Genomic DNA, 22611 nt, shown 5'->3' with positions numbered 1-22611 from the left:
ATTATTAACAAGAGAATTGCGTTGGCACGTTTAAGAATTGAACCACTGTGATATAATGATAAAAGTATAAAGAAGCGAGGAATTATCATGGCACAATTACGTATTGAAAACCTTCATGTTGAAATTGAAGGAAAACAAATCTTGAAGGGAGTTAACTTGGTTGTCAATGAAGGTGAAATTCATGCAATCATGGGGCCTAACGGAAATGGTAAATCAACGTTACTCTCTGCAATAATGGGACATCCCCGCTATGAAGTAACGGAAGGTTCAATTACATTTGATGGAGAAGATGTTTTGGAGCTTGAAGTGGATGAACGAAGTAAATTGGGACTCTTTTTAGGGATGCAGTATCCCCAAGAAGTATCGGGTGTTACAAACTCTGATTTTTTGAAATCAGCGCTAAACGCACGTCGTGAAACACCTATCGGATTGTTTGAATTCGTAAAAGGAATGGAATCCAGTGTAAAACGTCTTCGAATGAAAGAGGATCTAGCACATCGTTTCTTAAATGAAGGCTTCTCAGGTGGTGAAAAGAAACGCAACGAAATTCTACAAATGATGATGTTGCAACCTCGTTTTACAATGCTTGATGAAATCGATTCAGGTTTGGACATTGATGCACTCGGACTCGTTGCTGAAGTCTTAAAAGAAGAACAAGATAAACGTCAAATGGGACTGATTATTGTCAGTCACTATGAGCGATTCTTTGAATTGATTAAACCCACGCATACCCACATCATGATGGACGGTCAAATTGTCTTAAGTTCAGATGAAACACTCGTCACCAAGATTGACCGTGAAGGTTATGACTGGATTGAAGCAAAACCAGCGGAAACAGAAAAAGAACATAAGCAACGAATTGCATTAGAATCGTGTGTTATAAAAGATCGAATCCAAGGTAACAAATAATGGCAATCGTAATTGAAACATCACAAAACGTAAGCCTCGAATCAGGTTTTAATGAAGTTCATATACATGTCCACGATTCCATGAATGTGAGCTTAACCATTCCAACCAATACCGAAGGTAGTGTTTACCTTGTTGTGAGTGGTTCAGGCAATTTAGCGTTTACACTCGATGCCCAAGTATCTTCCAATTGGAAATATCTATGGATCAATCAGAGTAATGAAGCATTAGTTGTTGATGAACACCTTATTTTAAATGAGCATGCTCATCTTGTCGCAAACTATGGTGAAATGTCCCTTGGAGATCATCATAAAAAAACACACATTGAATATGTCGGTGCGGGGAGTCATGTTGATTTTAGAGGTGCTATTATCAGCTTCAATAATCTCAAATGGACGATAAAAGCAGATCATCAAGCGAAGAAGAGTTATGCGATGGTAACCTGCAATGCAATCGTTTTAGATGAAGCAAAACTTCACTTAGAAGTTATTGGATCTATTGCTAAAGGTAATGGTGGATCAGAGACCCACCAAATGAGTCGTATCATGAATTTAGGTGAGACGGTTCACGGTGTCGTTTACCCGATGCTTTTAATTGATGAGAATGACGTTGCAGCATCTCATGCAGCATCGGTGGGTCAACCGAATGAAGAACATATCTATTACCTGCAATCACGTGGTTTATCGCGCCTTGATGCTTTAAAACTGATTATAACGGGCTATTTGATGCCGATTGTTGATGGTATTGATGATCCTGCAATTAAAGAACAATTAACACAAGAAATTACAGAGAAGGTGAATAACCAATGGCAATAAGAGATGATTTCCCCTTTTATAAGCACCACCCCGATGTTGCTTACCTTGATAATGCAGCAACAAATTTGAAGCCCCAGGCGGTAATTGATGCAGTTGTCGATTACTATGAACGCTTATCATCCAACATTCATCGTGGGGATTATAACGAATCACTGGAAACCAGTAATTTGTACGAGTTGACTCGAAAAAAAGTCGCAGCATTTATCCATACGGAACCCAAGAACATCGTCTTTACTTCCGGTGCGAGTGAAAGTTTGAATTTGGTGGCGCATGGGTATGGGCTACACCATCTCAAGAAGGGGGATGTTGTGCTCCTTAACGAAGCCGAACATGCCTCAAATACACTTCCATGGTTCGCCTTAAGCGAAACACTCGGGATTGAAGTTGAATTCATTAAATTAGATAATGATGGAAAAATTTCAACAAATGCGCTGCGTCAAGCAATGCATGACCGCGTTAAACTTGTTTCCATTGCTCATATTTCGAATGTATTAGGGTATGAGAATGATATTAAGTCATTCGCAACAATTGCTCACGAATTTGGTGCCCTTATTTGTGTGGATGGCGCGCAATCAGTCGGTCATACCGCCGTCAATGTGAGTGACCTTGATGTTGATTTCTTTGCTTTCAGTGCCCATAAAATGCTCGGCCCAACTGGTGTGGGTGTTTTGTATGCGAAACCGGAAATTTTTGAAATTATGGAACCACTAAATACTGGTGGCGGCAACAATGTGCGTTACAGTGCATGCGGTGATGTAGTGCTCAAAAAAGCACCTGCAAAATTCGAATCGGGAACACCAAATATTGAAGGTGTCATTGGCTTTGGGAGCGCAATTGATTATCTTCAAAGCATTGGATTTGAAACGATTCATAATACGATTAAACCACTCCACTCGAAAGCCTTAAATGCTTTGCTTAGAATGGATCATGTAACGGTATATAATCCGCAAGCTGATAATGCGATTATCTCATTTTCCGTGAAAGGAATATTTGCTCAAGATGTTGCGGCATACCTCAATAGTTTGAAAATATCGGTTCGCTCTGGCGAACATTGCGCAAAAATGTTAAATGGTGCTTTAAAAGCAGAGAAAAGTGTCCGAATGTCACTTTATTTCTACAATAATGAAAATGATGTGAACCGTTTCATTGAAGCAGTCGAAACAATTACGATTGAAAAAACAATCGATTTATATTTATAGGAGGGTGTATGGATTATTTTGATAACCCACAATTTTTAAGACAAATTATCATGGACCATTACGAAAATCCGCGAAATAAACGCATGGAATCAGACTATCCAAGTATCCAAATGAGTACAGACTCATGTATTGATGATCTTTTGATTCAAGCCAAAATTGAACATGGAACGATTGTGGATGTTGCATTTGAAGGTCAAGCATGTACGATTGCGACATCGGCAGCGTCGATAATGACAGAATTACTTAAAAATAAAACTGTCGACGAAGCAACCGCAATTATTGCTGAATACAATAAAATGCTCCACCTCGATATGTATGATCATGATGTCTTGCAAGAAGCGAATGCATTTAAAAATGTTGGACGTCAAGCCAACCGTATTCATTGTGCTACATTAGGATGGCGTGGCATTACGGAATTAATTGAAGAAAGTAGGGATCAAGATGAGTGAAGAAAAAATTAGCGATCGTGATCGTTTACCCAGCGAAACGTACGAATACGGATTTCATGATAATGTCGAAGCTGTAGTACAATTTGATAAAGGGCTTAATGAAGATGTCGTGCGTGAAATTTCTCGAATTAAACAAGAACCAGATTGGATGCTAGACTTGCGTCTCAAAGCATACGAACACTTTAAAGCACAACCCATGCCAATGTGGGGAGCTGATTTATCTGCCATCGATTTTGATGACTATATTTATTACCTACGACCAAGCGATCGTGCTGAAACGTTGTGGGAAGATGTTCCTGAAACGATTCGAAACACGTTTGATCGTCTAGGAATTCCTGAAGCTGAAGCGAAATACTTGTCGGGCGTTGCGACTCAATACGACTCAGAAGTTGTCTACGCCAATATGCTGCAGGAAGTTGAAGCAAAAGGGGTCCTGTTTTTTGATATGGATACAGGACTGCGGGATTATCCAGAAATTGTTCAAAAATACTTTAATAAACTCGTACCCTACAATGATAATAAGTTTGCTGCGCTCAACACTGCTGTGTGGTCTGGAGGCTCCTTTATCTATATTCCAAAAGGTGTTGTATTGGATAAACCATTGCAATCCTATTTTAGAATTAATGCTGAATCTATGGGCCAATTTGAGCGTACACTCATTATTGTTGATGAGGGCGCCGATGTTCACTACGTTGAAGGGTGTACAGCACCAATCTATTCAAAAGATTCAATGCATGCTGCTGTCGTTGAAATTTTTGTGCATGAGAACGCAAAATGTCGCTATACTACCATTCAAAACTGGTCAACCAATGTCTATAATCTCGTAACCAAACGTGCAACAGTTGATGCACACGGAGTGATGGAATGGATTGACGGAAATATTGGTGCTTATAAGACCATGAAGTACCCATCTTGCATTCTTGCAGGAAACGCTGCGAAAGGAATGACGATTTCGATTGCTGTCGCAAGTAAAAATCAGTGGCAAGATGCTGGCGCTAAAATGATTCATAAAGCACCCAATACGCAAAGTACCATTATCTCAAAGTCTGTTTCACGTAATGGCGGGACTGTAAACTACCGTGGAATTGTCCATCACGATAAAAACGCTATAAATGCTAAAACAAAAATCGAGTGTGACACGCTCATTTTGGACCAACTATCGATGAGTGATACGATGCCTGTAAATATTGTTGAAACTAATGCTTCCATTATTGAACACGAAGCACGCGTTTCCAAAATCTCTGAAGAAGAACTCTTCTACTTGATGAGTCGTGGACTTAGCGAAGAACAAGCGTCAGAAACCATTATCCTTGGTTTCTTAGAACCATTTACACGCGAATTACCAATGGAGTATGCCGTCGAATTAAATCAATTGATGAAGATGGAAATGGAAGGATCTGTTGGGTAATAGAAAGGACATGCTTATGTCAGTGAAACGAGACATTGCTGCCGCAATAATTGCGCAGCGAAAAAAATATGATGTCGAAACACGCTTGCCGTGGGATAAAGCAATCCATGACCAAGTGATAGAAAGAACATCAGGGCATAAGGTTGTTGCCTTGTATGCTGCATTTAACCATGAAGTTGATACATACGCAATCATGGAGACATTGTGGTGGGATCGCACACTGACGTTAGTCTTGCCTAAAATTAGTAATAAGGTGATGACCTTTCACCCCGTTACAGGGTTTCAAGATTTGACACCAGGACAACTTGGAATCCTTGAACCTACGACAGCCGTGACCATTGACGCAAAAGATATTGACATGATGTTAGTCCCAATGGTAGCATTCAACCGAAATGGATATCGTATAGGTTATGGGGCGGGGTATTACGATCGATATTTAAAGGATACTGATTTCATCAAAATTGGACTTGCATATGACTTCCAAGAAACAACGGTTTCCTTTGAAGAAGTGCAGGATATACCGTGTGATGCAATCATTACAAATAGAGAGGTAATACATGCAAAACAATAGAAATAAAATGTTTAAGTTTAGTGTGGTAATGTTCCTTGTGTATGCATCCCATGCAATTATGTTTACACAAATGATTCCATACTTAACCCAACTTGGATATACGGGAACGCAAAGAGGATATATTTTGTCATATTTTGCGGTGGTATCGATTGTGGGTCAAATTTTAGTCGGGTACCTCAGTGACCGATTTGGAGCGATTAAGCGATTCTTTATTTATACAACCTTTATTCTGTTTATGACTGGGTTGATGGCCTTTAGTTTTGACGGTGCCAATTATTGGTTCCACTTCTTTGTCGTTGGAACAATGGCTGGATTTACGAGGATTGCCAGTAACTTATACGATACGTGGGTTTTAGAGACTGATGGATTGTATCATGAGTTTGGTCGCATTCGTTCTTTGGGTTCGCTCGGGTGGGCACTAACATCTTTAGTAGGTGGGTACCTTGCAACCAGTATGGGATTTCATAGTATTGGTATTCTATCAGGTGTGCTTAGTTTGTGCGTTATCTTTTTGTCTTTTCGACTTGAAGAGGCTAAAACTGAATCCCCTGATCCCATCAAGTTTAAAGATATGGCAGCACTGTTTCAAAATAAAAACTATGTGCTACTGCTAGTTGTTTATTTTGTCGCATACTTTGTTTACAATGCAGACGGTATCACCGTTATCGATTTGATATTTGATTTAGGTGGTAATGCGTCAAATGTTGGGACCAAATGGTTTGTACAAGCCATTAGTGAGATTCCAATGATGATTATTATGGGACGTCTCTTGATAAAATATCGCGGTAAGAAACTCATGATTTTTGCATCAGTGATTACGGCCATGCGCTTTTTCCTTTATGCAATGGCTCCCAGTGTCACAAGCATCTTAATCATGACAGTATTACAAATGCTGTCTTATCCATTCTTACTGATTTCACAAAAGGATCTTGTCTATCGTGAAGTGCCTGAGCATTTGCGTTCGACCGGTCAAATGGTAGCGATATCGATAACAATTGGTTTAAGTGCTGTATTTACACCAATTTTTGCCGCAACAATTGTCGAGATGACAACGATTCGAACAGCACTCACGGTGTTTGGTTTATTGATGGTTATTCCAGCAACATTAATGCTCTTTTATAAACCAGATAATCACACAGTTTAACATATGCTTATCATCACATTTACAAATTATAACGCTACAATAATCCTGTAAATCAATTGGTTTGCAGAAGCCTATTTCTCTATCCTAGGAATAGATTTCATACCTGTAATAACAGAGAAAAGGGCGCGAGCCCTTTTTTTCTTCAAACTTTGTGAAAATAATTGATATTTTGATAAGAAAAAGATTGTATTTATGGTAAAATAGGGATATTGAAAGAGGGATCGATATGAATATTGTTCAATTAACTTCGGAATCAATTCGAGAGCTACGTGCGAAACGTAATGGAATTATGCGTGGCATGATTGAAGGTCAAGAAGGATCACTCCTCGTCCTTGGAGGATCGTTCGCAGGGAATGACCGACAAAGAAACGTTGTATCGTATGCAGTGTTCACAATTTTCTTTGAAATATGGGAAAGGTTTAATATGGAATCATGGTCCTATACATTTGATGAAGAAGGACTTATTTTTTACATTAAACTGGATGAAGATGCCAAAAAAGTTAAAGACATCCTTGTCCATTATGAAGATCACCATCCAATAGGCTTTGCTATCGATAGTGATGTTTTTGATGCTACACAAGAGTGGACCCGAGATTCTCTTGGCTTAACACCACGCCGTGATGAGTATTTTAAAGTCGCTTTGGATGAACTCATGAATGATATTGTTGTAGATCCTAAATACATTGATAACTATATTAAACGTGTTGAAGGCTATATTGTTAAAGGCGATAAGCAAACAATCCTTTCCAATATTTTAGTTTATGGATATGTCAGTGCATATACCAAAGAACTTGGATTTGGAATGTATGGCCCTAACTATAAAGGCAGTAACGAACAAATGAACTTCGAGAAGTTTATTCATTTAGTACGTGCCTACAAAGATGAAGCACATCGTATTTTTAACGTAAACAGTCATAATGTTTCCGATATAAACCGATATCAGCATGACATTGAAACAAAAATTCAACGTGCTGTTTTAAACCAACAGACATATAAATATCCTGTCTTTATGACAAGTATTATTATGTTTGCGTTTATAAACTCAAGAGGGTATGCAGATATTACCAAGCAGGTCAAACAATTTGGTGAAGGATTTGCACAACATGGCTTTTTTGATGAAGATCCAAAACGCTATGAATTTGTGGAGACCGGGATGCGTGAAGTCTTTAATCACTACGTTCCGTTTCTTCAAAAGAATAAATCAATCACGTCAACCCTGCTTTATATCATGAGCCGTCATGATGATCAGTCGATTATTTTGCACAATGGCGACCAAAACTTGTTAAAAGTTCAGTTTCTTTCGAAGAACTTGATTCATAAAGAGGATAAATGGATCGAATTGGACAAATTCTGTAGTTCAAGTTACATTTACCCCTATGACGATACGACCCTACTTGTGATAACATGTATGTTAGATATCATGCAACGTTATTACCTGAAGATAAAAATGTTATTTGATACACAAGAAAAATAAAGGTGGAAATAATGAAATTTTTAGATGAATTAGAATGGCGCGGTCTTGTTAAAGACGTTACAAACCGAGATGCTTTGAATGAACGTCTTGAAAATCCAATATCACTATACTGCGGATTTGACCCAACAGCGGATTCATTGCATGTTGGCCATCTCCAACAAATTATCCTTCTAAAACGATACCAAGCACAAGGACACCATCCTATTGCGCTAGTTGGTGGTGCTACGGGAATGATTGGAGATCCACGACCAACGACTGAACGCTCAATGCTTACTGACGAAGATTTAGCGCATAACATTGCGGGAATTGGAAGCCAAATTGAACGCATTGTCAGTTCAGATAATAATCCAGTTCGTATTTTAAATAATCGTGATTGGTTGGGCGATTTATCCATGCTTGATTTTTTAAGAGATTATGGAAAACACTTTAGTGTTGCGACGATGCTTTCAAAAGATACGATTGCGAAACGTATTCAAACAGGGATTTCATATACAGAATTCTCATATACAATTCTTCAAGCGATTGATTACCTTCATCTCTTTAAGAATGAAGGCGTACAACTCCAAATTGGTGGATCTGATCAATGGGGAAACTTGGTTAGTGGTACTGAGTTAATTCGTCGTGTTGAAGGACATGAATCCGAAGTTTATGGTGTCACATCACACTTGATAATGAAGTCAGACGGTACTAAATTTGGTAAGAGTGAAGGGCAAAATATTTGGTTAGATCCTGAACGTACCGATGCCTATGAGTTCTACCAATTCTGGATTAATACAAGTGATGAAGACATTATCGATTTTACCAAACGTCTATCCTTTAAATCAGTTGCGGAAATTGAAGCAATCGAAGATGCATTTAAAGAAGCACCGCACTTACGACATGCTCAAAAAGAACTTGCAAAAGAATTGACACAAATTGTTCATGGTGATGCCGGTCTTGACATGGCATTACGAATGACAGAAGCATTATTCTCTGGTAATGTCCAAAACTTATCTGTAGAAGAACTTCGATCAGCATTTAAAGGCAGTAGCTCACTCGATGTTGCGGAAGCAAAAACAATCGTTGATTTACTCGTTGACACCAAGATTCTTCCAAGTAAGCGCGAAGCACGTCAACTTGTTAAAGATGGTGCGATTCGTGTCAATGGCGAAGTTGTGAACGATGCCGAGTTTATCATTACAAAAGAAAACGCAATTGGCGAACAACTTACCGTCATTCGACGTGGTAAGAAAACATATCATTTAATCAACCACGTTAGCGTCTAAGGAGGCCTTGATGAAAAAGTTCCTTACATTAATAGTACTTGCATTACTTGTTACTGGATGTTCATTCGGCGAGAAGAGTCTTTACGCTGAAAAAGTAAAACGCTATGAGTCATCCTGGAAAGCCATCTTAGATCAAGATAAATTTGTGGCGTCATCACCATACTTCAATGTTAAAGCAACTATGGGTAAAAAAGGTGATGGTTATGTCTATGAAATCGTTGTGGATCAACCACGGATTGCACTGTACGAAGTTGAAGTTGTAGTCGTTGCAAACAATGAACCTTACAACAAAGAAACTATGATGCCATCCGCTGGAATATTTGATGGACAATATTCAATGATTCCAAATCAGACGGATACGGAAAAATCATTTGTTGGTGGATTCCAGCTCAATGGTGAAACAAGTCAGTCAACCGTAAACTTAAAAATTCTTGTAAGTTGGAAAGATTATTCTCATCTTGAAACAACACGAGAATTCCTTGAATTCAATCTCGAATACAAAGATGCCCCAGTCGTGCCAGTAGAAGTTGCACCGACGGCACCAACTGAAGATGCACCTGTTGAGGATGCACCTGCTGAAGATGCTCCGGCAGACGAGGAAGCGTAACATTTGAAAGAAACTACCACAAGGTAGTTTCTTTTTATAAATAATGGAGAGGTGGTAGGATAATGGATAGAATGATTGAATCTTTTTTAGCGCAATATAAGGCGCAGGGAGCCTGTGTGGGGATTGTAGACCACAATGGCCAATGGAAGTACAAAAAGGTATACAATGAGGCCATGTGTCCGCATCCGGTCGCAGAACAGTCACGCTATGGCATTGCTTCAATAACGAAACTGCTGACAGCCATCGTCATGCTTAAAGGAGCGACATCAAATTGGTGGTCGCTTGACGATTCTATATCTGATTACTTTCCAAGTTTTGACAGAAGAGATATTCGAATCCATCATTTTTTGAACCACACTTCAGGATACTATCCGCAACCACGCACAACAATAACTCAAGTATGCCACAAGACAGGATTTATGCAAAAAGTTCATGACTGTGGTTTATCAACTGAATATATGGACCAGGCAGTAGCAATTCTCATTGATCAGCTTAATGCAGAGAAAAAGCAACACAGTTACCCAGGAACACATGTGAGTTACTTCAATGATGGATTTGCATTACTGGGAGAGGTAATTCGTGTTGCAAGCCCATATGTTCATTATGAAGCTGCAATTCAAGACTTAATTTTCAAACCACTTGGTATGCACGATTCAACGACAACGTATCTAGATGTGAACAAAAGCGACCAAACTACCTTCCAATATTATTGGAATGAGCACCAATGTATCGAAATAAAGGACTACTATGACAATGCCTTTGCTTTACAAGGCGGTGGCGCTGCTAAATCAACGCTTCATGACATGGGGAAATTAGCAACGTGGTTTATGCAACCATCAAACGACATGTTAGGACAACTTGAGACGCATTTACGTGAGGTTGGATATGGGAGCCAGTATGGATTCGGAAGTCAATACATTCAAACAGAAATAGGTAAAGTGGTAGGACATGCAGGTTCGCTAACCGGAGTATCAAGTGCATTGTTTATAAATGAAACGAAAACTGAAGCAGCCATCGTACTCTGTAATACAAGCGATATTCCTGTGCAGAAATTAGCGCTTATGATGCTAGATACTACGACGAAAGATACGCCCGATGAAGTATCGTGGAGTTTAGAAAAAATGGATTCCTTATGCGGAAGTTATGGTGCTGGAGAGGGGTATAACGTTGAAATTTCAAAAGAATCAGTAACAATTGAAGGCGAAAATCATAGCTATACGACATGTGAATTTGACTATATTAGGGTAGCTACTGGCAATAATCCGATTTATTTGAAAATTATTTTTGAAGAAACAGACGTTATTGGCATTCGATTTGGATTAAGAATATTGGAGAAAACAAATGATAAAAACTAGATTAAAAGCCGCAAGTGTCAGCTTATCGTGGGGTGGCGCAGGGGATAAGGACATACGCTGGCGCTATGAAAAAGGGGTTCAATACCTCAAGGATACATTTGATATCGAGGTCTTACCAATGACCCATACACTCGATGGTAGTGAGTCGGTGTATCAGAATCCACAAAACCGTGCTCAAGATCTTATGGATGCATATAAAGATGATGACATTGCTATGGTCCTATCATGTATTGGTGGATCAGAGAGTGTTCGGATACTACCGTATTTAGATGATACTATCTTTATAAATAATCCAAAACCATTCATTGGTTACTCAGATTCCACAACACTACACTTGTATCTTAATAAACTAGGCATCAAAACATATTATGGCCCGTCGATTCTTTCAGAGTTTTCTGAGAATAATGGGATGTTTGAATACAGCCGTGATTATTTCCAAAGGATTGTATTAAATCAAGAAGCAAGTGTGAGTATTGAAGCGGCAACGCAATGGACGAGTGAGCGAATTCCGTGGCTAATAGAAAATCAAAATCAGACAAAAACGATGAATCCGCATGACGGTTTCGATTTTATCCAGGGTGATAAAGTGGTTAGTGGGCCTCTAATTGGCGGGTGTATCGAAGTGCTCAGTAACTTAAGAGGTACAGATATATGGCCGTCATATGAGTCTTTCGACGAGGCAATTCTTTTCCTCGAAACCAGTGAAGTGATGGCAGAACCGTGGTTGTTTGAGGATATGCTACGGGCATTGGTTACGGTAGGAACTCTCGAAAGGACTTCCGGTATCATTTTTGGGAAGCCCTATAATAATAAGTATTATCAAGAATACCGAGAAATTATAGAAAAAATTGTACAAGAAATCGACTACCAGGGTGCCATTGTCGCCAATATGAACTTTGGCCATACCCAACCAATGTTTTCGATACCTTATGGCGGTATTGGGATTATTGATCCCATTCAAAAAACATTCACAATCAAACAATAAAAAAAGAAGAGGCGATTGCCTCTTCTTTGTGGAGTAGATAGTTACTCTTAGATATATTCTTCTGATTTAACAGTGAACATAATAGCCCCTGCCATAGGGTCTTTTTTGATTTCTGCTTTCGCAATTTTACATGCCAATTCTGTATCTTGTTCGCTTGTTTCAAAGTAAAGGCGGATACCATCTTTTTTTACAAATGTAAAAGTAGGTGATTCCATAGATTCCAAAATTGTTTGAATTTTGCTTTGCATGATCGGACTGTTTACGATAATCATAATAATGCCTCCATTAACTTCTCTACTATCATATCAATATTGGAAATTATTTTCAATCCAATTAAAAAAGTTTTTCAATAATTGCTAAAAGGTGTTGAAAATTATTTTCGAACAGTGTATCCTATGGGTGTAAGCACTATCAGTGCATCAGGAGGGAAAAGTAATATGGAAGCTTTAACACGCTTTATTGAAGAACGTATAGCACCACCGCTAATCAAATTTTCACAATTGAAATACGTTCAAGTAATGCAACGTACCGGACTTGGTATTATGAGTTTACTGGTAGTAGGATCAGTATTCTTACTCGTAGCATCATTTCCGTTTGACCCATGGTTGAAATTCTTAGGAGATTTCCGTTGGGTAATCGCAGCAGCATCTGGTGTGGGGACATCATTTATTGCACTTTACACAGTAATCACTGCATCATACGGTTTGGTTGAATTCTATAACAAACAACGTGGTGAAAACCATGATATCATCCAACCAATGATCTTATCAGTAGCATCATTCTTACTTCTAAATCCAGCTCAGACAGTCACAACATTAATTGAAGGTATTGCAGAGCCTGGAAAATTCACAGGAGTTCCAACAGCATACTTAGGTGCCGTCGGAGTGTTTGCCGCACTTATTATTGCAATTGTAACTGTTGAAGTATACCGTTTTGTAATTAACCGTAAATTAGTAATTAAGATGCCAGAAGGTGTTCCACCAATGGTTTCTCAATCATTCATCGCTTTAATTCCATCATTTGTTGTTATTATCATGTGGTGGTTTGTAGGATCAGTCTTCAAGATTAACTTACCACAAACAATTGCTGGTATCTTTACACCACTTGTACGAGTTGGAGATAGCCCAGTCGTAGTCTTGATTTCAACATTCTTAAATCGTATTCTATGGGCAGTTGGTATCCATGGTTCAAATATTGTTAACTCAGTAGGTGGAACATTCTGGGGCCAAATGACTCAAGAAAACTTACAAGCACTTCAAGCAATGCAAGAATTGCCATATACATTTACATCAGTATGGATTGATAACTATATTTGGACAGGATTATTCCCACTCGCTGTAGCATTAATTCGTTCAAAATCACCACGTCTCAAAGGACTTGGAAAACTGTCAATTGCTGCTGCACTCTTTAACATTGGTGAGCCACTCATCTTTGGTCTTCCAATTATGTTAAACCCATTGATGATGATTCCATTTATCTTGTCATACATGGTTCTTGCAATCGTAGCGATTATCTTAACATTAACCGGTGTTCTACCAGTTCCGGTAATGATTATTTCTTGGATTACGCCAGCACCACTTAAAACATGGTTAGCGACGAGCGGAAGTATTACGGCAGTATTATTCGTTCTTGCTGGATGGGTCTTCATGTACTTAACATTCTACCCATTCGTAAAAGCGTTAGAAAAACAAGACTTGAAAGAAATCGCAGCAGCTGAAGAAGAAGCACATAAAACAGAGGCAGCCTAATGTTAGGAATTTCCTGCTATTTCAAAGATTTGGATTATGACTATCTGGAATATGCTGCGAATTTGGGAGCGAAGTATGTCTTTACTTCGCTTCACATTCCAGAAGAAGACTTATCCCAATTAGATACAATGCTTCCAAAATTTCTCGATAAATGTCAGGAATTGAACTTAAATTTAGTACCTGATATTTCACCAATGACATTTGAGAAGCTCAATATTGAGCCAAACAATTATGTTGGTTTGAAAGAAAAAGGATTCAAAGTGTTGCGATTAGACTATGGTTTCGATGATTTTGAAATTATTAAAACATTGCTTCAAGATTTTGAACTTGTGCTTAATGCAAGTGTTGTGGATGAGCAATACATTATTGACGCTAAAGCCCATGGTGTAGACTTTACACACATTTCAGTAATGCATAACTTCTATCCAAAAACTGAGACCGGTCTATCCTTAGACTACTTCAATAAAAAGAATGAAGCATTCATTAAATACAACATTCCAATTATGGCATTTGTTCCAGGTGATCGTTTGAAACGATTCCCACTGTATGAAGGATTGCCAACTGTTGAGAAACACCGTCAAGTACATCCATATGTTGCTGCTGTTGAATTAATCCACAGTTGCGGTATTCAAGATATTTTGATTGGTGATTCATTAGCACATAATGAAACACTGCGTTACATTCAAAGCTATATGGAAGACAAAACAATGCATATCCCAGTCTACTTAGATAAAGCATATGCATCAATGTACGAGCAATCGTATGCTATCCGTAAAGACTTATCTGAAAACGTTATTCGACTTGCAACACCACGTATCCCAGACATTGCGATTAACAATAACAACTATCGTAATAAAGGATCGATTACAATTGAAAATACGTTATCAGGACGTTATAGCGGAGAAATCCAATTGACTAAAAAAGATTTCATGATGGATGCACGTACAAACGTCATCGGATTCATTCATCCTGATTATATTGATTTAGTCCATTATATGGAACGCGATACACAAATTGTATTTGTACCTATTTCATAAGAAGGAATTTATTCCTTCTTTTTTATGAATAAGGTGCACAAAGGAGTAAAAGTATGACAATTGAAACCATTGTGAATGGGATTCAACAAAATAAATATTTAAATGCAATGAAAACAGCCATTATTAAAGTGGCATTTATTCAAATAGGGGTCGCACTTGCAATTTTCATGATTCATGTGTTTGAACAACGCGCAATGATAAGTGCAGAGGTATTCAATCAAGTTCCGCTCTATTATGCGTATTACTGCATACTGCTAGGTATCATTTTTGCATTTGTAATGGCACAGGCTTTGATTCCTGTTGAACGTGAATATCAGATTTATACCGTAACATTCTTTGTGATGATGTATGGGGTTCGATTTATGGAAAGCAATCGCTTCCTCGAGTTTCCAATCATTGCATTGTTTCTTGCGTGGATCATGATTCTAGCGAGCGAGAAACTGTCGCGGATACAGTTCAAATCAAAACATGTGCCACAAGCCGTGAACGACTACATGACGAAGTTAATCCCTATCGTAATTCTTTTGATTCTTAATGTCTTAATCTTAGTCCAGTTCACAGCTATTGTAGATTTATCAGCGAGTCTTTTGGTGTATGTTACACGCTTTGTAGCATCATTTGGTATGGTGATTGCAACAATTCTATTAATCTGTGGGTTCTGGGTCTTGGGAATTCATGGTGTTGCGGTGATTGGAACCTTGTTACGGCCATTTTGGTTTTATATGATGCTTGTGAATGGCCATCAAGTGATTACAAAACAGCCAATCTTGTATATTGGAAGTGAGACTTTCTTCCAGTGGATCGTTTGGTTGGGAGGTTCAGGATGTACCCTTGGCTTAGCTATCGCAATTCGCTTCTTCGCTAAAAGTGAACAACTTAAGTCTTTTGGGAAAGTGGGACTCAACTCAAGTCTATTCAATATTAATGAGACGATTTTATTTGGTGTTCCAATTGTAGATAACAAAAACTTTAGAGTGCCATTCTTTGCCGCGCCGATTGTATGTGCAGTAGTAGGGTATGGTGCTATGGCGTGGGGTTATGTCTCGATACCTAGTATTGTGTCACCGTGGGTCTTGCCTGCGCCGCTAGGGATTTTCATTTCAAGCTTAGGAGACTTTAGAAGTGTCGTGTTATCGTTAATCTTGATTGTGATCTCATTTGGAGTCTATTTTCCATTTTTTAAACGATATGATCGTGAGCTCCAAGCACAGGAGCAACAAAGATAACAAAAAGAACTTTGTGGTTAAACCCAAAGTTCTTTTTAGGTACTCAATAAAAAAAGAGGCGGATGCCTCTTTTAATCTGAAGATTAACGGTTGTAGAACTCAACAACAAGTGCTTCGTTGATTTCTTGGTTTAGTTCGCTACGTTCTGGTAAACGAACATATTCACCTTTCATCTTGTCAGCGTCGAAAGTAACGTATGCTACTGTTCCAACTGATGCTTCCATAGCTTCTTTGATTGATGCCATTGAGCGTGATGATTCTTTAACTTCGATTGTTTGTCCTGGTTTAACTTGGAATGAAGGGATATCCACTTTCTTTCCATCAACAAGGATGTGACCGTGGTTTACTAATTGACGTGCACCACGACGTGTACGTGATAAGTTCATACGGTATACGACGTTATCTAAACGTGATTCAAGCATGAATAAGAAGTTGTGACCTGCAACACCCTCTTGTTTTACAGCTTTTTTGAATGTGTTGTAGAATTGTTTTTCTGTAACACCATATGTGAAACGAATACGTTGTTTTTCACGTTGTTGTAAACCGTAGTTTGATAGTTTTGGACGACGTGCTTTTCCGTGTTGTCCTGGAGCGTAATCGCGACGTTGTAATTCTTTACCTGTTTCTAAAATTGAGAAACTAAGACGACGTGATTTTTTCCATACTGGACCATTAACTGTTGCCATTTGCTGACCTCCTATATGTCGAGTCAACCACAAATTACTAATAGTTGAGTTCATCTATTACTGTTTCCCTTATTCAGCTAAGGTACTTTAGTTCCTGCCGCGGGATGAACGCGTGGCTACCAACTTTGTGTGCTGATTTTTCATGACCTTACTAATATACAAAAGATAGCGGTAAAAGTCAATCAAGGACTTACCAAGAAACACTAAAATATGATACAATGTCACAAAGAGGTGGACCTATGAACTTACAATCTATTCCGAGTTTTATAATTGAATACAAAGTGCCAATTGCAATTGTAGTTGTTGTGGTTGTCATTATGGTATTTTTTATATCGAGATCAAACAAAAAACGACGATTAAGAAAGCAATTTGATGCCCTAGAAGTTCGCTACAATGAACTTATGAGTATTCCAGTTCTTTTTAAGATTAACAAAGCAACTGGGCTCGCAAAATTAAACCCAGAGGTTGAAAATAAAGTGATTGAGTGTAAGGATCTTTTCAATCAAATCAACCGCCAACAAGAAGTGGTGACACAACTCTTGGCAGATACTGAAGATGCATTAGCATACGGGAAGCTAAAAGACGCAAAATACTACTTGGTTGATTTAGAAGAAACGATTACTGAATCATTAGAACAAACTGAAACCTTAAACAAAGAACTAGAATCACTGTTAGAACAAGAGACACAACAACGTCTTGAAATTACGAATCTCAAAGAACGCTTCAGAGGAATCAAACAACAAGCAAATGATCAATCTGCAGTTTTAGGTGATGCATATGGACAAATAGAAGTACAAATCCGCGATATTGAGCATGCCTTTTCAGTTTTTGAAGAATGGATGTACGCATCGGACTTCCAAAAAGCAAAAGATGTTAGTGATGAAACAAAAGAAAGTGTGGATGATTTAGAAGCACGAATTAAAACGATTCCGAAACTGTACGAAGTTGCCAAAGGCTACATTCCTCAATTATTAGATGAAGTATCAAAATTGTACCAAGGGGTACGTCAATCGGGTATCTATGTTGATCACTTGGAAGTTCCCAAAAATATTGGTGTTCTCAGTGAAATTCTTAAGGACGACCTAATTGGGATTCGCGAAGGGAATATTTCAAAATCAAAAGAAAGCTTGATTGAAAGTCAAAAACGTTTGGAACAGTTAGGAATTGCAATCCAAAAAGAAGAAAAGGCACATACAGAACTCCAAGGCGTTTCGGAGGAGTTGTTTACGACACTTGAATATCTAGTGGAAGCTGTTAAAGATATCAAAACTGATGCCGAAAAAGTTGAAGTACGCTTCGGCTTCGAAGGATATGTAGCCCAAGTTGAAGAGTATGCTGCAATTATTGAAACACAAGATGAAATGCGTGCAAAAATCATGAGAATGATTCAAGAAGAAAAAATTCCTGCAACAACAATTCTTATTTCAGTCAATGAATTAGGGCAAGATGTTTCCATCTTCCGTGGTGAATTTGATAAACTCGTTGAGAAGGTCGAACAAGCCAATGCAGATGAATTACGCGCAGAGCGTCAATTAATGAAGTTATACCTTATTATTAATGATGTTCAAGTTCGCATGAAAAAGCGCTCGTTACCAATGATTTCTGAATCATACCGAGAAGATGTCGAAAAAGCACAACTTTATACGCGTCAAATTTCCGATATCTTAAAACACGACATGATTGAAGTCGAAACATTGAACAAAACGGTCGATGAAGCCATTGATTATACATATAAGCTCCACAACAACGTTAACAATTTAGTTGGTGCAGTCGATATGTGTGAAAATGCTATTGTCTATGCAAACAAATTTCGCGCCTTTGTGCCAGATATTGACGCTGAATTAACGCGTGCAGAACTCGCGTTCAACAATGGTGAGTACACCCAAGCACTCACAACTGTAATCAATGCAATTGATAAATACAGACCTAACACAGCTTATGAGGAGATGATTCGTGACAATGCAAAAAGCGCACGATAAACCAATATATTTAGATTACGCAAGTACAACCCCAACGCGTCCTGAAATTGCTCAAGATGCATTTAAGATTATGAACGAATACTACGAAAACGCTGACTCACTGCATTTTGGGGGTCAGCGTGTTTCTGACTTAGTGACTGCATCACGAAATACACTCGCTAATCAGTTAGGAGTCTTACCGCAAGAGGTTATCTTCACATCAGGGGCGAGTGAGTCAAACAGTGCTGCAATTAAAGGGATAGCACTCGCGAATCAACATATTGGTAAACATATTATTACAACTGAAGTTGAACACAGCTCAACCATGGGTGCTGTGGCACAACTTCGAGATTATTTTGGTTATACAGTGGATTATCTCCATGTTAATGATCAAGGTAATATCAGCTTTGATGAACTTCGTGAAAAGCTACGCAAGGATACCGTTCTTGTTGCTGTGATTGCGATTAATAATGAAGTAGGTGCAATAACCGACGTTCAAGCACTTGCAAAACTCGTGAAGAAAGAATCCAATGCATTTGTTCATATTGACGGAGTTCAAGCCTTAGCACGTCATGATTTTGATATGACTCAGATTGACTCTGTCGCTTACTCTGCACATAAAATTTACGGATTAAAAGGCAGTGGGCTATGGTTGAAACGATCGAATGTTCATGCACTTCCACTTATTAATGGCGGGCAGCAACAATATGGTGTTCGTGGTGGCACCATCGATAATACTGCGGCAATACTTTGGGCAAAGACCTTACGTCTCGCACGAGAGGACAATGCGAAAGCTCTGCCAAAGATTGAAAAGATGCAAAAATACTTGTATGATACTTTCGAAAACATGGAAGGCGTTATTATTAACTCATCCTACGAAGGTTCGCCTTACATCTTTAACGTTTCAATACTGAATGTTGGATCGGAAATTATGATGAATGGATTAAACTCCGCAGGATTTGCGGTATCTGCGCAAAGTACATGTAACTCAAAATCACTGGCCCCCTCACATGTTTTAAAAGCCATGGGGAAAAGTGACAGCGCTGCATTAAGTAGTATTCGAATCAGTTTATCCCATTTAACGACAATGGAAGAATTAGAAAAAGTCGTTCAAGAAATTTTGGAGATTAAGAAATATGTCAACCACTAATTATGAATTTATCGTTTGCCGCTATGGTGAACTTTCAACAAAAGGAAAAAACCGCCGTAACTTTACAGCACAACTTGTTCGTAACGTTCGCGCACAATTAAAAGCGTTCCCAATGCTTGAATTTAAAGAAACATATGATCGCTTGTATATCACACTTCATGAAGAAGACGGTTTAGCGGTCAGCGAAGAGCTGAAACATGTATTTGGACTCAGTTCGTTTTCACTAGCAATCAAAGTTGAGCGTGATCTAGAAGTTATTGCTCAACTTGCAACCGAACTCATTCAACAAGAAAGTGGTTCAACATTCAAAATCCTTGCGCGTCGTCACGATAAAAACTACGAACACGTTTCCGATGTTATAAATCGTCATGTTGCAACGCGTATACTACAAAATACAGACTTTAAAGTAGATGTTAAAAATCCTGATATCGGAATCATTGTAGAGATTCGCAACGATGCTGCTTATATCATGATGGGTAAAATCGAAGGTGCTGGTGGTTATCCGGTCGGTATTCAAGGAAAAGTCATGTTGATGCTTTCAGGTGGAATTGACTCACCAGTTGCGGGATATCTTATGATGAAACGTGGTGTTACACTCGAAGCGGTCCACTTTGCGTCACCGCCGTATACATCGCAAGAAGCTCAGAAAAAAGTCATAGATCTTGCACAAAAACTTACAAACTATCAATCATCGATTAAAGTACACGTTGTGCCATTTACAGATATTCAACTCGAAATTTACAAAAAGGTACCAGAAAGCTACGCAATTACAATGATGCGTCGATATATGCTTCGCATCGGAGAACGTCTTGCGAATGAGCGTCATGCATTAGCAATTGCTAATGGGGAGAGTTTAGGTCAAGTTGCTTCGCAAACACTTCACAGCATGAAGGAAATCACAAATATCAGCACATTACCAATTCTTCGACCATTAATTACATATGATAAGGTTGAAATTATTGATCTTTCGCGTAAAATTGATACATATGAGACATCAATCCTTCCGTTTGAAGATTGCTGTACAATATTTACACCAACAAAACCAACAACGAAACCCAATCCACGAAAAGTTGAACTCTTTGAGTCAAAACTTGTGATTGAAGATCTCATTGATCAAGCAATGGAAAATATTGAAATAATCGAAGTGACGAAAGCAATGGCTGAAGCTACAGCAGAAGTTACAGACTCATTCTTATAATTTATTAATAGGAGGCAATTATGGCATTTGATAATCTGACAAATCGTCTACAAGATACATTTAAAAACTTAACGGGTAAGGGAAAACTTACAGAAAAAAACATCGCGGATGCATTAAGTGAAATTCGTATTTCACTACTTGAAGCTGATGTTAGTTTGGAAGTTATTAATGAACTATTAGACTATACACGTAAAGAAGCAATGGGGATGAAAGTTGTTCGTGATGTTGATCCATCACAAATGTTCATCAAAATTGTTAATGATAAATTAGTTGAAATTTTAGGTGAAGAACACCAAGGGTTAGCATTTACGCGTAAACCTGGCGTCATGATGATGGTTGGTCTTCAAGGTTCTGGTAAGACAACAAGTATTGCCAAGATAGCGCGTGAACTCAAAGTCAAAGAAGACAAAAAAGTGTTATTGGTTGCAGCAGACCTTGCACGTCCAGCAGCTATTGAACAATTGAAGATTCTTGGTGAACGTATCGGCGTAGAGGTTTTTGCTAAAGAAAACAGCACACCAGTTGAAGTGGTTACGGATGCAATAAGTTATGGAAAAGATTTCGATGTTATCCTTATTGATACCGCAGGTCGACTCCAAATTGATGAAGCGCTGATGCAACAATTGGTTGATATCCAAGCACTCGCGAAACCTGAAGAAATCCTTTTAAGTGTTGATGCGATGTCAGGACAAGATGTTATTCATGTTGCGAACGGCTTTAAGTCAAAACTAAATCTAACGGGATTAGTTGCGACAAAATTTGATGGTGACTCGCGTGGTGGATCAATCCTTTCTGTTCGATATATGACCAAAGTTCCTGTAAAATATGTTGGGGTTGGTGAAGGCATCGAAGAACTAGAAGCATTCCATCCAGATCGAACTGCATCCCGTATCTTGGGAATGGGTGATATTGTTTCACTCGTTGAAAAAGCTCAAGAGAAAATGGACATTGAAGCAAGTGAGAAATCAGCCGAACGTATGATGAACGGTCAGTTCACGCTTGATGACATGTTGATTCAGTTACAACAAGTTTCAAAAATGGGTCCAATTTCAGGATTATTAAAAATGCTTCCAGGGGCAAACCAAATGGCAAATCAAATCGATGATGACGATGCGTCAAAAGGTATGAAAAAAACTGAGGCTATGATTCAAAGTATGACGAAAGAAGAGCGAAATGATCCAACGATTATTCGTTCCGGTCGTAAACACCGTATTGCCAAAGGATCTGGGGTAACGACAACTGATGTTAACCGATTACTAAGTCAATACGATAAGATGAAAAAACAAATGCGTATGTTCTCCCGCATGATGGGAAAATAATAATACATAATAAAAGAGTATCCCGAAGGATACTTTTCTATTAAAGAATGAGACTCATACGGCAATGAAATCTTAAATTGCAAAGTAAGTCTAATTGCTATATCATTTAAC

At 38.5% G+C, this 22611-nt stretch carries 21 protein-coding genes; 19 read left to right on the top strand and 2 right to left on the bottom strand.

The window, feature by feature from the left end; translation table 11 throughout:
* Window positions 1-87 precede the first annotated feature (87 nt).
* The 12 genes from sufC to GVV20_RS03285 all read left to right on the top strand — a co-directional run bounded on the left by sufC (window position 88) and on the right by GVV20_RS03285 (window position 12178).
* Window positions 88-909: a Fe-S cluster assembly ATPase SufC gene (gene sufC / locus GVV20_RS03340; protein ID WP_159638844.1), complete on the top strand. Its 822-nt coding sequence runs from the start codon at window positions 88-90 to the stop codon at window positions 907-909.
* Window positions 909-1721 carry a SufD family Fe-S cluster assembly protein gene (locus GVV20_RS03335; protein WP_159741560.1) on the top strand — a complete coding sequence of 271 codons (813 nt, stop codon included), beginning with the start codon at window positions 909-911 and terminating at the stop codon, window positions 1719-1721. Before sufC ends, GVV20_RS03335 begins: the two co-directional genes overlap by 1 nt.
* Window positions 1712-2920, top strand: a complete 1209-nt coding sequence (locus GVV20_RS03330) for an aminotransferase class V-fold PLP-dependent enzyme (protein ID WP_159741559.1) — start codon at window positions 1712-1714, stop codon at window positions 2918-2920. The genes GVV20_RS03335 and GVV20_RS03330 overlap by 10 nt, the downstream gene beginning before the upstream one ends.
* An 8-nt stretch (window positions 2921-2928) precedes the next feature.
* Window positions 2929-3369, top strand: a complete 441-nt coding sequence (gene sufU / locus GVV20_RS03325) for a Fe-S cluster assembly sulfur transfer protein SufU (RefSeq protein WP_159741558.1) — start codon at window positions 2929-2931, stop codon at window positions 3367-3369.
* Window positions 3362-4777, top strand: a complete 1416-nt coding sequence (sufB, locus tag GVV20_RS03320) for a Fe-S cluster assembly protein SufB (protein ID WP_159741557.1) — start codon at window positions 3362-3364, stop codon at window positions 4775-4777. Before sufU ends, sufB begins: the two co-directional genes overlap by 8 nt.
* A 16-nt stretch (window positions 4778-4793) precedes the next feature.
* Entirely contained in the window at window positions 4794-5348 is a 555-nt protein-coding gene (locus GVV20_RS03315; protein WP_159741556.1) for a 5-formyltetrahydrofolate cyclo-ligase, read from the top strand.
* The gene (locus GVV20_RS03310; protein WP_159741555.1) at window positions 5335-6492 is read left to right on the top strand and encodes an MFS transporter; all 1158 of its coding nucleotides are present in this window, start codon (window positions 5335-5337) and stop codon (window positions 6490-6492) included. The genes GVV20_RS03315 and GVV20_RS03310 overlap by 14 nt, the downstream gene beginning before the upstream one ends.
* Window positions 6493-6718: 226 nt before the next feature.
* Window positions 6719-7966 carry a citrate lyase holo-[acyl-carrier protein] synthase gene (locus GVV20_RS03305; protein ID WP_159638832.1) on the top strand — a complete coding sequence of 416 codons (1248 nt, stop codon included), beginning with the start codon at window positions 6719-6721 and terminating at the stop codon, window positions 7964-7966.
* Window positions 7967-7977: 11 nt separating this feature from the next.
* Window positions 7978-9231, top strand: coding sequence for a tyrosine--tRNA ligase (gene tyrS, locus GVV20_RS03300; protein WP_159741428.1), 1254 nt, complete (start codon window positions 7978-7980; stop codon window positions 9229-9231).
* A 10-nt stretch (window positions 9232-9241) separates the two neighbouring features.
* Window positions 9242-9838 (top strand): membrane lipoprotein lipid attachment site-containing protein, encoded by a 597-nt coding sequence (locus GVV20_RS03295; RefSeq protein WP_201287527.1) that lies wholly within the window; start codon window positions 9242-9244, stop codon window positions 9836-9838.
* Between the two features lie 62 nt (window positions 9839-9900).
* Window positions 9901-11193 carry a serine hydrolase domain-containing protein gene (locus tag GVV20_RS03290; protein WP_159741429.1) on the top strand — a complete coding sequence of 431 codons (1293 nt, stop codon included), beginning with the start codon at window positions 9901-9903 and terminating at the stop codon, window positions 11191-11193.
* On the top strand, window positions 11180-12178 hold the full coding sequence (locus tag GVV20_RS03285; RefSeq protein WP_159741430.1) for a S66 family peptidase: 999 nt from the start codon (window positions 11180-11182) through the stop codon (window positions 12176-12178). The genes GVV20_RS03290 and GVV20_RS03285 overlap by 14 nt, the downstream gene beginning before the upstream one ends.
* 47 nt (window positions 12179-12225) lie before the next feature.
* Here GVV20_RS03285 and GVV20_RS03280 read toward each other — a convergent pair whose 3' ends face one another.
* Complete coding sequence (locus GVV20_RS03280; protein WP_207948928.1) at window positions 12226-12450, bottom strand: hypothetical protein; 225 nt, start codon at window positions 12448-12450, stop codon at window positions 12226-12228.
* Window positions 12451-12615: 165 nt separating this feature from the next.
* Between GVV20_RS03280 and GVV20_RS03275 the strand changes: the two genes are divergently transcribed.
* Genes GVV20_RS03275 through GVV20_RS03265 form a run of 3 tightly spaced genes read left to right on the top strand, consistent with a single transcriptional unit; the run spans window position 12616 to window position 16189 of the window.
* Window positions 12616-13926 (top strand): PTS sugar transporter subunit IIC, encoded by a 1311-nt coding sequence (locus GVV20_RS03275; protein ID WP_159741431.1) that lies wholly within the window; start codon window positions 12616-12618, stop codon window positions 13924-13926.
* Window positions 13926-14963, top strand: coding sequence for a MupG family TIM beta-alpha barrel fold protein (locus GVV20_RS03270; RefSeq protein WP_159741432.1), 1038 nt, complete (start codon window positions 13926-13928; stop codon window positions 14961-14963). Before GVV20_RS03275 ends, GVV20_RS03270 begins: the two co-directional genes overlap by 1 nt.
* 53 nt (window positions 14964-15016) lie before the next feature.
* Window positions 15017-16189, top strand: coding sequence for a PTS transporter subunit EIIC (locus GVV20_RS03265; protein ID WP_159741433.1), 1173 nt, complete (start codon window positions 15017-15019; stop codon window positions 16187-16189).
* 83 nt (window positions 16190-16272) lie between these two features.
* Here the strand turns inward: GVV20_RS03265 and rpsD are convergent, their stop codons facing one another.
* Window positions 16273-16875 (bottom strand): 30S ribosomal protein S4, encoded by a 603-nt coding sequence (gene rpsD / locus GVV20_RS03260; protein WP_159638818.1) that lies wholly within the window; start codon window positions 16873-16875, stop codon window positions 16273-16275.
* A 239-nt stretch (window positions 16876-17114) separates the two neighbouring features.
* On the opposite strand from rpsD, the gene GVV20_RS03255 reads away from it, so the two are divergent.
* Genes GVV20_RS03255 through ffh form a run of 4 tightly spaced genes read left to right on the top strand, consistent with a single transcriptional unit; the run spans window position 17115 to window position 22500 of the window.
* Entirely contained in the window at window positions 17115-18854 is a 1740-nt protein-coding gene (locus GVV20_RS03255; protein WP_159812778.1) for a septation ring formation regulator EzrA, read from the top strand.
* Window positions 18835-19983 (top strand): cysteine desulfurase family protein, encoded by a 1149-nt coding sequence (locus GVV20_RS03250; protein WP_159812780.1) that lies wholly within the window; start codon window positions 18835-18837, stop codon window positions 19981-19983. Before GVV20_RS03255 ends, GVV20_RS03250 begins: the two co-directional genes overlap by 20 nt.
* Window positions 19970-21181 (top strand): tRNA uracil 4-sulfurtransferase ThiI, encoded by a 1212-nt coding sequence (gene thiI, locus GVV20_RS03245; protein ID WP_159741634.1) that lies wholly within the window; start codon window positions 19970-19972, stop codon window positions 21179-21181. Before GVV20_RS03250 ends, thiI begins: the two co-directional genes overlap by 14 nt.
* Before the next feature lie 20 nt (window positions 21182-21201).
* A complete protein-coding gene (gene ffh, locus GVV20_RS03240; RefSeq protein WP_159741633.1) occupies window positions 21202-22500 on the top strand; it encodes a signal recognition particle protein in 1299 nt (432 codons plus the stop codon).
* Window positions 22501-22611 lie beyond the last annotated feature (111 nt).

The organism is Erysipelothrix aquatica, from assembly GCF_009828775.2.
Taxonomy (GTDB): domain Bacteria; phylum Bacillota_I; class Bacilli_A; order Erysipelotrichales; family Erysipelotrichaceae; genus Erysipelothrix; species Erysipelothrix aquatica.
The sequence above is the reverse complement of the archived record's forward strand: the minus strand, read 5'-3'. Positions and strand labels throughout refer to the sequence as shown.